The sequence below is a fragment of the Sulfurimonas sp. genome (assembly GCF_016744025.1).
Lineage (GTDB): Bacteria > Campylobacterota > Campylobacteria > Campylobacterales > Sulfurimonadaceae > Sulfurimonas.
The window spans coordinates 1-7,488 of the sequence record NZ_JADGFC010000126.1 but is presented as its reverse complement, the minus strand read 5'-3'; the positions used below and the strand labels follow the sequence as shown (position 1 = coordinate 7,488).

5 protein-coding genes and 6 tRNA genes are annotated in these 7,488 nt (G+C 34.5%); 4 read left to right on the top strand and 7 right to left on the bottom strand.

Translation table 11 applies throughout. The annotated features are described in order from the left end of the window. Nucleotides 1-163: 163 nt before the first annotated feature. The 7 genes from QZZ48_RS13130 to QZZ48_RS13100 form a co-directional block, all read right to left on the bottom strand. Nucleotides 164-240, bottom strand: a tRNA-Asp gene (locus QZZ48_RS13130). Between the two features lie 25 nt (nucleotides 241-265). Continuing rightward, nucleotides 266-341 (bottom strand) — tRNA-Val (locus QZZ48_RS13125). Between the two features lie 30 nt (nucleotides 342-371). Continuing rightward, nucleotides 372-447: transfer RNA gene (locus QZZ48_RS13120), tRNA-Glu, on the bottom strand. A 27-nt stretch (nucleotides 448-474) separates the two neighbouring features. Then, a tRNA-Val gene (locus QZZ48_RS13115) sits at nucleotides 475-550 on the bottom strand. Between the two features lie 20 nt (nucleotides 551-570). Continuing rightward, nucleotides 571-647 (bottom strand) — tRNA-Asp (locus QZZ48_RS13110). 25 nt (nucleotides 648-672) lie between these two features. After that, a tRNA-Lys gene (locus tag QZZ48_RS13105) sits at nucleotides 673-748 on the bottom strand. A 74-nt stretch (nucleotides 749-822) separates the two neighbouring features. After that, the gene (locus tag QZZ48_RS13100; RefSeq protein ID WP_294966605.1) at nucleotides 823-1,911 is read right to left on the bottom strand and encodes a CinA family protein; all 1,089 of its coding nucleotides are present in this window, start codon (nucleotides 1,909-1,911) and stop codon (nucleotides 823-825) included. A 125-nt stretch (nucleotides 1,912-2,036) separates the two neighbouring features. Between QZZ48_RS13100 and ileS the strand changes: the two genes are divergently transcribed. From ileS to QZZ48_RS13080, 4 genes are all read left to right on the top strand, one after another. After that, nucleotides 2,037-4,796 (top strand): isoleucine--tRNA ligase, encoded by a 2,760-nt coding sequence (ileS, locus tag QZZ48_RS13095; protein WP_294966603.1) that lies wholly within the window; start codon nucleotides 2,037-2,039, stop codon nucleotides 4,794-4,796. Next, nucleotides 4,789-4,911: a hypothetical protein gene (locus QZZ48_RS13090; RefSeq protein WP_294966601.1), complete on the top strand. Its 123-nt coding sequence runs from the start codon at nucleotides 4,789-4,791 to the stop codon at nucleotides 4,909-4,911. Before ileS ends, QZZ48_RS13090 begins: the two co-directional genes overlap by 8 nt. After that, nucleotides 4,911-6,254 (top strand): Asp-tRNA(Asn)/Glu-tRNA(Gln) amidotransferase subunit GatA, encoded by a 1,344-nt coding sequence (gene gatA, locus QZZ48_RS13085; protein WP_294966599.1) that lies wholly within the window; start codon nucleotides 4,911-4,913, stop codon nucleotides 6,252-6,254. The genes QZZ48_RS13090 and gatA overlap by 1 nt, the downstream gene beginning before the upstream one ends. A 183-nt stretch (nucleotides 6,255-6,437) precedes the next feature. Continuing rightward, the gene (locus tag QZZ48_RS13080; protein WP_294966597.1) at nucleotides 6,438-7,292 is read left to right on the top strand and encodes an ADP-ribosylglycohydrolase family protein; all 855 of its coding nucleotides are present in this window, start codon (nucleotides 6,438-6,440) and stop codon (nucleotides 7,290-7,292) included. Nucleotides 7,293-7,488: the final 196 nt, after the last annotated feature.

Genomic DNA, 7,488 nt, shown 5'->3' with positions numbered 1-7,488 from the left:
AATACAAAACTCCGTATGAAGTGTTTTTCAGTGAAATGAGTAAAAGATTAGCTAGCTAATTTAGGTGGAAATTGCACTTGTTGTTGGAATTGGCGATATATATCAAAAAATAATGGTCGTAATAGAATAAGTTATTGATTTATTGTAGGGTTATAAAAAGAAATGGCGCGGTGGACGAGATTCGAACTCGCGACCCCCTGCGTGACAGGCAGGTATTCTAACCAACTGAACTACCACCGCGCATAAAAAAAGTTTGTCATATAAATGGTGGGCATTACAAGACTCGAACTTGTGACATCTACCTTGTAAGGGTAGCGCTCTACCAACTGAGCTAAACGCCCATTTAATGACTTTGTATAACACCAAATAAGTGGCGACCCCTAAAGGATTTGAACCTCTGTCCCTACCATGAAGTGATAGTGTCCTTGGCCACTAGACGAAAGGGTCACTTTCATAAACAAAAGGTTTATATAATGGTGGGCATTACAAGACTCGAACTTGTGACATCTACCTTGTAAGGGTAGCGCTCTACCAACTGAGCTAAACGCCCATTAATTAACTAAAAACAAGTGGCGCGGTGGACGAGATTCGAACTCGCGACCCCCTGCGTGACAGGCAGGTATTCTAACCAACTGAACTACCACCGCATACGATGTTTTTAGTTTAAAAAAATGGTGTCCTGTGATGGATTCGAACCATCGGCCACATCATTAAAAGTGACGTGCTCTACCAGCTGAGCTAACAAGACGTTTGCCTCTTATTCTTAAGAGGTCGAAATTATAGACAAATAGATTTTTAATGTCAAGATATTTTCATACAAATTTAGAAAAACATCTCTTTATCTATCAAAACAAGCGTTTTAAGGGCAAAAAGTACACTTTGACGCTGTACATAATTTCTATCACCGTCTAATTTAAGGTGCACTTCAGAATGATGCGTCTTTGAACTTGCTCCAATATAGACAGTTCCTACTGGTTTTAATTCAGTTCCGCCAGTATCACCAGCAATTCCACTAATGCATAGTGCATAATCTGCGCTACTAACATTTAATGCACCCTCACACATCTCTTTTACAACTTCTGAACTTACTGCTCCAAACTCTTCTAGTGTATCATGTTCAACTGCAAGCCAATTTTCTTTTATAGTATTTGAATATGTTACTAAAGAACCCTCTAGAATTTTAGAAGCACCATTTTCTCTTGTAAAGTAATAAGTTAAAAGTCCACCAGTACAACTCTCAGCAAATGTAATCGTTTTTTGACTTTTTGAAAGTGTTTCTATGATGTACTGAGTCATATTAGATGCAGCTATAAGATTTCTAGGTAATAATTCTTTTACAGAATTTATAAACTTTGATATATTTCCATACTTATTACTTAATATATCTACTCTAAGCCATCCATCTATAAGAATCATGACATCTATCTTTACATCAAAAGTTTGAGCTATAGGAGTTAGCATCACTGTAACTGCACTTTTGCTTTGATCAAAAATATGAACTACAGCTTTACTCTCTTGAGAGTTAATTAAAACCTCTGGCATCTCTTGCATCTCATCTATATGCAATACATTTGTAATAGAATCTTTATACTCTAAAAGATAACTTCTATCTTCAAAAACTGAGCAGTTTGATGGAATAAGCATATTATCTTTAACCACTTGATTATCACTTGTTACTGTACATATAACTTTACCAATAGTTGAGAAGTTATGTTTTGTAGTTATAATGATAAGCTTATCAGATGTATTAAGCTCTTCTTCGAGATATAAGAAAAGTGAGTTGTCACTCTCTTTAAAATATGTTATTGAATCAATAAAATCAGTTTTTTGTCTAATTTTTCTAATAATATACTCTTGTAAAGATGTATTGTAGAAAAATTTAACCCCTATAAATAAAAGATGAGTTTTCATGTCTAAACAGCCTTGTAAAGCAGATTTGTTATTCTTATACTATAGCACCATTTATTCCACTTTAAAGAAGGTTTTAAACACATAACAGGTACAATCCAAAAATTTTAAACACTTTTGAGGTACAGATGGACTACAAAGAGACACTACTATTACCTACTACAAACTTTGCCATGAGAGGCAATCTAATTAACAATGAACCTAAGCGTTACGCTTCATGGGATGAGAATAAAGTCTACGAAAAGATGAAAGCTAACCGTAAAGACGCGCCTAGTTTCACTCTTCATGATGGCCCTCCATACGCAAATGGAAATATTCATATTGGTCACGCACTTAACAAGGTTTTAAAAGACATAATTATCAAGCATAACTATTTTGATGGTAAATCTGTTCGTTTTACTCCGGGTTGGGATTGTCATGGTCTTCCAATAGAACAACAAGTTGAGAAAAAACTTGGTGGTAAAAAGAAAAAAGAACTTTTAGAAGTTTCAAAAGTAAGAGAGCTTTGTCGAGATCACGCTGCAAAGTTTGTTGATATACAAAAAGGTGAATTTAAACAATTAGGTATTTTAGCTGATTGGGAAAATCCTTATGTAACTATGGACTACAAATTTGAAGCAAACATCTATAGAACACTTTGTGGTGTCGCTAAAAAAGGTCTTCTAATTGAACGTAGTAAGCCAGTTTATTGGTCATGGGCTGAACGTACTGCACTTGCTGAAGCTGAAGTTGAATATGAAGACAAAGAGTCTCACTCAATTTATGTAGCATTTGAATTAAGTGATGAAGCAAAAGCTAAAGCTGAGATTGCTGGTAAGGCTTCTTTAGTAATTTGGACAACTACACCTTGGACACTTCCATCAAATACAGCTATATCTCTTCACCCAGAAGAAGCATATGTACTAACAACTGATGGTTTTATTGTTGCCAAAGCTCTTTTTGAATCATTACTTGATCTTGGTGTAGTAAAAGGCGAAATAAATAGAGAAATAAAATCTACAATTCTTGAAAGACAAGTTGCTATTAACCCATTAAATGGAAGAACTTCAAAAATTATTTTAGGCGATCACGTTCTTATGGATAGTGGTACTGGTGGTGTTCATACAGCTCCAGGTCATGGTGAAGATGATTACCGTGTTGGGCTAAAGTATGACTTAGAAGTTATTATGCCTGTTGATGAAACTGGTTGTTTTGATGAAACTATTGTTAAAGAAAAACTACTTCCTAATCCAGAAGAGTTTCTTGGTAAACTTATCTTTAAATGTAATGATAGAATCCTAGAGTTATTAGGTGATTCACTTCTATATGAGTCAAAATTCATTCACTCTTATCCACATTGTTGGAGAAGTCATACTCCACTAATTTTCCGGGCAACAAGACAATGGTTTATTTCTGTAGATGACAAACCAGAAGGTGAGGACAAAACTCTTAGAAACATCGCATTAAGTGAAGTTGAAAAAACTCTTTTTTACCCTCAAACAGGAAAAAATCGTCTAAATTCTATGGTAGAAAATAGACCAGACTGGTGTATTTCTCGTCAACGTGATTGGGGAGTTCCTATTGCATTCTTCAGAGTAAAAGCTACTGGTGAAGTTATTTTTGATGAGAAAGTTTTAAACTATGTAGCTATGATTTTTGAAATGCAAGGCTCAGATGCATGGTACTCTATGGATATAGCTTCTCTACTTTACCCAGGTTCTGGTTACAAAGCAGACGAAGTAGAAAAAGTCACTGATATCTTAGACGTATGGTTTGACTCTGGTTCAACTTGGAACTCTGTTTTAAAATCTCGTAACTACGATGCAGGTGAATATCAAGCAGATTTATATGTAGAAGGTTCAGATCAGCATCGTGGTTGGTTCCAATCATCTATGTTTTTATCTTGTGCAGTTGAGCGCAAAGCTCCTTACAAAGCAGTTCTTACTCACGGTTTTACAGTTGATGATAAGGGCGAGAAAATGTCAAAGAGCAAGGGTAATGTTATTGCTCCGGAGAAAGTTTTAAAAGAATATGGAAGTGAGATTCTTCGTCTTTGGGTAGCTTCAAGTGACTACCAAGGTGATTTGAAAATTTCTCAAGGTATCTTAAAACAAACATCTGAGAACTACCGTAAACTAAGAAATACATTTAGAATTATGCTTGCAAATATTAACGATCTTGAGACTCTAACTCCTTATGAAGATATGGGTGAGTTAGATAAGTGGATTTTAGATGTTGCTAAAAATGTATTTGGGGAAGTTCATAAATCATTTAGCGAATACAACTACGTTAACGGTATGAGTCTAATTAATAACTTCGTTGTAAATGAATTAAGTGGTATGTATATCGATATGACTAAAGATTCTCTTTATTGTGATGGAAAAATGGATACAAGAAGAATGGCATCTCAAAGTGCTATGGCTATTATTACTAAAAGCTTACTTCTTCTAATGGCTCCAATCCTTACTTATACAGCTGATGAAATCGTAGAAAATGCTCCTAGTATTATCAAAGGTGATGCGGAGTCTATTTTTGACATGACTTATGAAGAAATCCAAACTGGAGAGTCTACATTTAACGCTGAGTATATGACTAAAGCTCGTGAAGGTTTTGCAACTGTAGTAGATGCACTTAAGAAAGAAAAAATTATCAAAAATACTCTAGAGTTAGTTATTTCTACTGACTCTAAAGTTGCACTTGATATTGATTCTACAGATGCAGAAGATTGGTTTGCTGTTTCAGCTGTTTCAGATTCTGTGGATGGTGAAGAGTTAGGATCGTTTAAAGTTGAAGATGACACATTTACAATAAAAAAAGCAACTGCTCATAAATGTCCTAGATGTTGGAAATACCAAGCAACTAGTGAAGACTGCACTTGTGATAGATGTGCAAGAGTAGTAAATGCCTAATTTCTTAGAACCAGTTTCGACTACATTTATGGCTGTTAGCATAGTTGTTATATTTGTAATTGTAGGTATAAGTATTCTTGCCGTACAAAAAGTAAAAAAAGCGAAGGAAATTTAGTGATTACGTTAAAAGAAGCCCTAACATTATCAAAAGATGAACTTAATAAATTCAAAGTTGAACTAAAAGCTAAGATAGAAAAGCAACCTGAACTAAACGCTTATATAGATGTAAATAATGTTGGAGATGGTGTGCCAATCGCTATCAAAGACAATATCCAAGTTAATGGTTGGTCTGTAACTTCTGGTTCAAATATCCTTCAAGGATATGTAGCTCCTTACAATGCAACTGTAATCGAGAAGATGAAAAATGCAGGGCTTAGTCCATTTGGTAGAACAAATATGGACGAGTTTGCTATGGGTTCAACAACTGAGTCAAGTTTTTACGGCAAGACTCAAAACCCTCACAACTCTGAATATGTTCCTGGTGGTAGTTCTGGTGGGTCAGCTGCTGCTATTGCTGCTGGTCTTGCTATTGCTGCACTTGGAAGTGATACGGGTGGTTCAATACGTCAACCAGCTGCTTTTTGTGGAATTGTCGGAATGAAACCTACTTATGGTCGTGTAAGTCGTTTTGGTTTAGGTGCTTATGCTTCTTCACTTGATCAAATAGGACCAATGACTCAAAACGTTGAAGATGCTGCTATTCTTTATGACATTATCAGCGGTCACGACGAAAAAGACTCAACTTCTGCAGAGATGAATGATAAAGTTTCGGACAAATTAGATGCTACAAGAAAAATGACTATTGCTGTTCTTCCTAAACATATTCAAAATGCAAGTGAAGATATGAAAAAAGCTTATCAAGTTGCTATAGATGCACTTAAAGCTGCTGGACATACAATAGTAGAACGTGAGCTAATGGATGCAAAGTTTGATATCTCTGCTTACTACATCACTGCAACTGCTGAAGCTGCTACAAACCTTGCTCGTTATGATGGTATTCGTTATGGTAATCGTGTTACTGGTTCAAACCTGCAAGACACTTTTATCAAAACTCGTAGTAATGGTTTTGGAGATGAAGTTAAGCGTCGTATCTTACTTGGAAACTTTGTACTATCAAGTGGTTTTTATGAAGCTTACTATGTAAAAGCGCAAAAGACTAGACACATGATTAAAGATCAGTACAATAAAATCTTTGAAGATGTTGATTTAATTCTTTCACCTATTGCCCCAGGTATTGCACCAAAGTTTGGTGAACTTGAAAATCCAATGGACATGTACTTAAGTGACCTTTACTCTATTAGTGTAAATCTTGCTGGACTACCTGCCCTATCTCTTCCTATATCAAAGTCAGATGAAGGAATGCCTCTAGGACTTCAGCTTATCGCTAAAGCCTACGATGAGCAAACTCTTTTTGACGGTTCTCTTTCTTTAGAAAAACAAATCAACTACAACTCTTAATCTATTCATATATATATTCTCACTTTAAAAATGAGAATATTTATAATAAAATAAAGCATACTCGCATCATTCATTATTTCTGTTGTTTATATGGTATTTTTATTAAATAAATAACACAGCCTATTCTCAGATTATATAGATAATATTTGATAATAAGATATCCTATATATAAAAGGCTTTAAAATGAACCAACAAATATACAATTCTATAATGGCTTCACTAACAGCAGATGCTTATGTACTTGGTTCTCACTGGGTTTATGATGAAGAACAACTTAAAAATCTTCCTATAAACTGGGAAATACTAAACGATGCTCAGTCTATTTGGCATAAAGAAAAACTAAAAGGTGATTTTACTCATTATGGAGACCAGACACTTCATCTTTTAGAATATATGTCTAAAAATAAGGTCTTTGATAAAAATGATTACTACTCTTTTTGGAAAAAGAAAATGTCTAATTATTCTGGTTATATAGATGGAGCTACTCGTAACTCATTAGAGAATATTGGTTCAGAGTCAAATGACCTTAGCATCTGTGGACGTATTGCTCCTTTACTTATAGATGCAGACTCTAAAGATATATTTCTAAAAAGATCTAAAGAATTAACTGAGATAACTCACAATACTAAACTAGCAATACTCTCAACTGCATTTTTTGCAGAACTATTGTGGGATTCAAGACAAAATCAAGATATTAAAAAGAATATTGAGTTATTAAAAGTTAAATATCCAGAACTTTTAAGATGGATAGATGCCGGTGTTAAAAGTAAAGATGCAGATACTTTTACAAGCATTAGAAACTTTGGTCCGGCCTGTGGGATTGAAGATGGTTTTGCAGGAGTTATTCATCTTTTATCATTGAAAGATGATTTTAAAACTCTTATGCAAAAAAATGCTAAAGCTGGTGGAGATTCCTCTGCTAGGGGGATGACAGTTGCTATAATTTTAGCAACTCAAGATGATTTTAAAGCTCCACAAGAGTGGGTTGATGACATCAATACAATAGAAGAAATTAAAAAATACTTATCTATTTTATAGTCCTCTATCAGGAAGAGACTTTGCAACTATCAAAGTCTCTTTACCTCCTTTTAACCACAAAAAAGATATAATCCAAAAATTATAAAGAAATAAGCATATTATATTCTTAGCACCAAAGGATAACCATGAACATTCGTAAACGCGCCCTCACATTTGAAGATGTACTATTAGTACCACAATATTCTGAAGTATTACC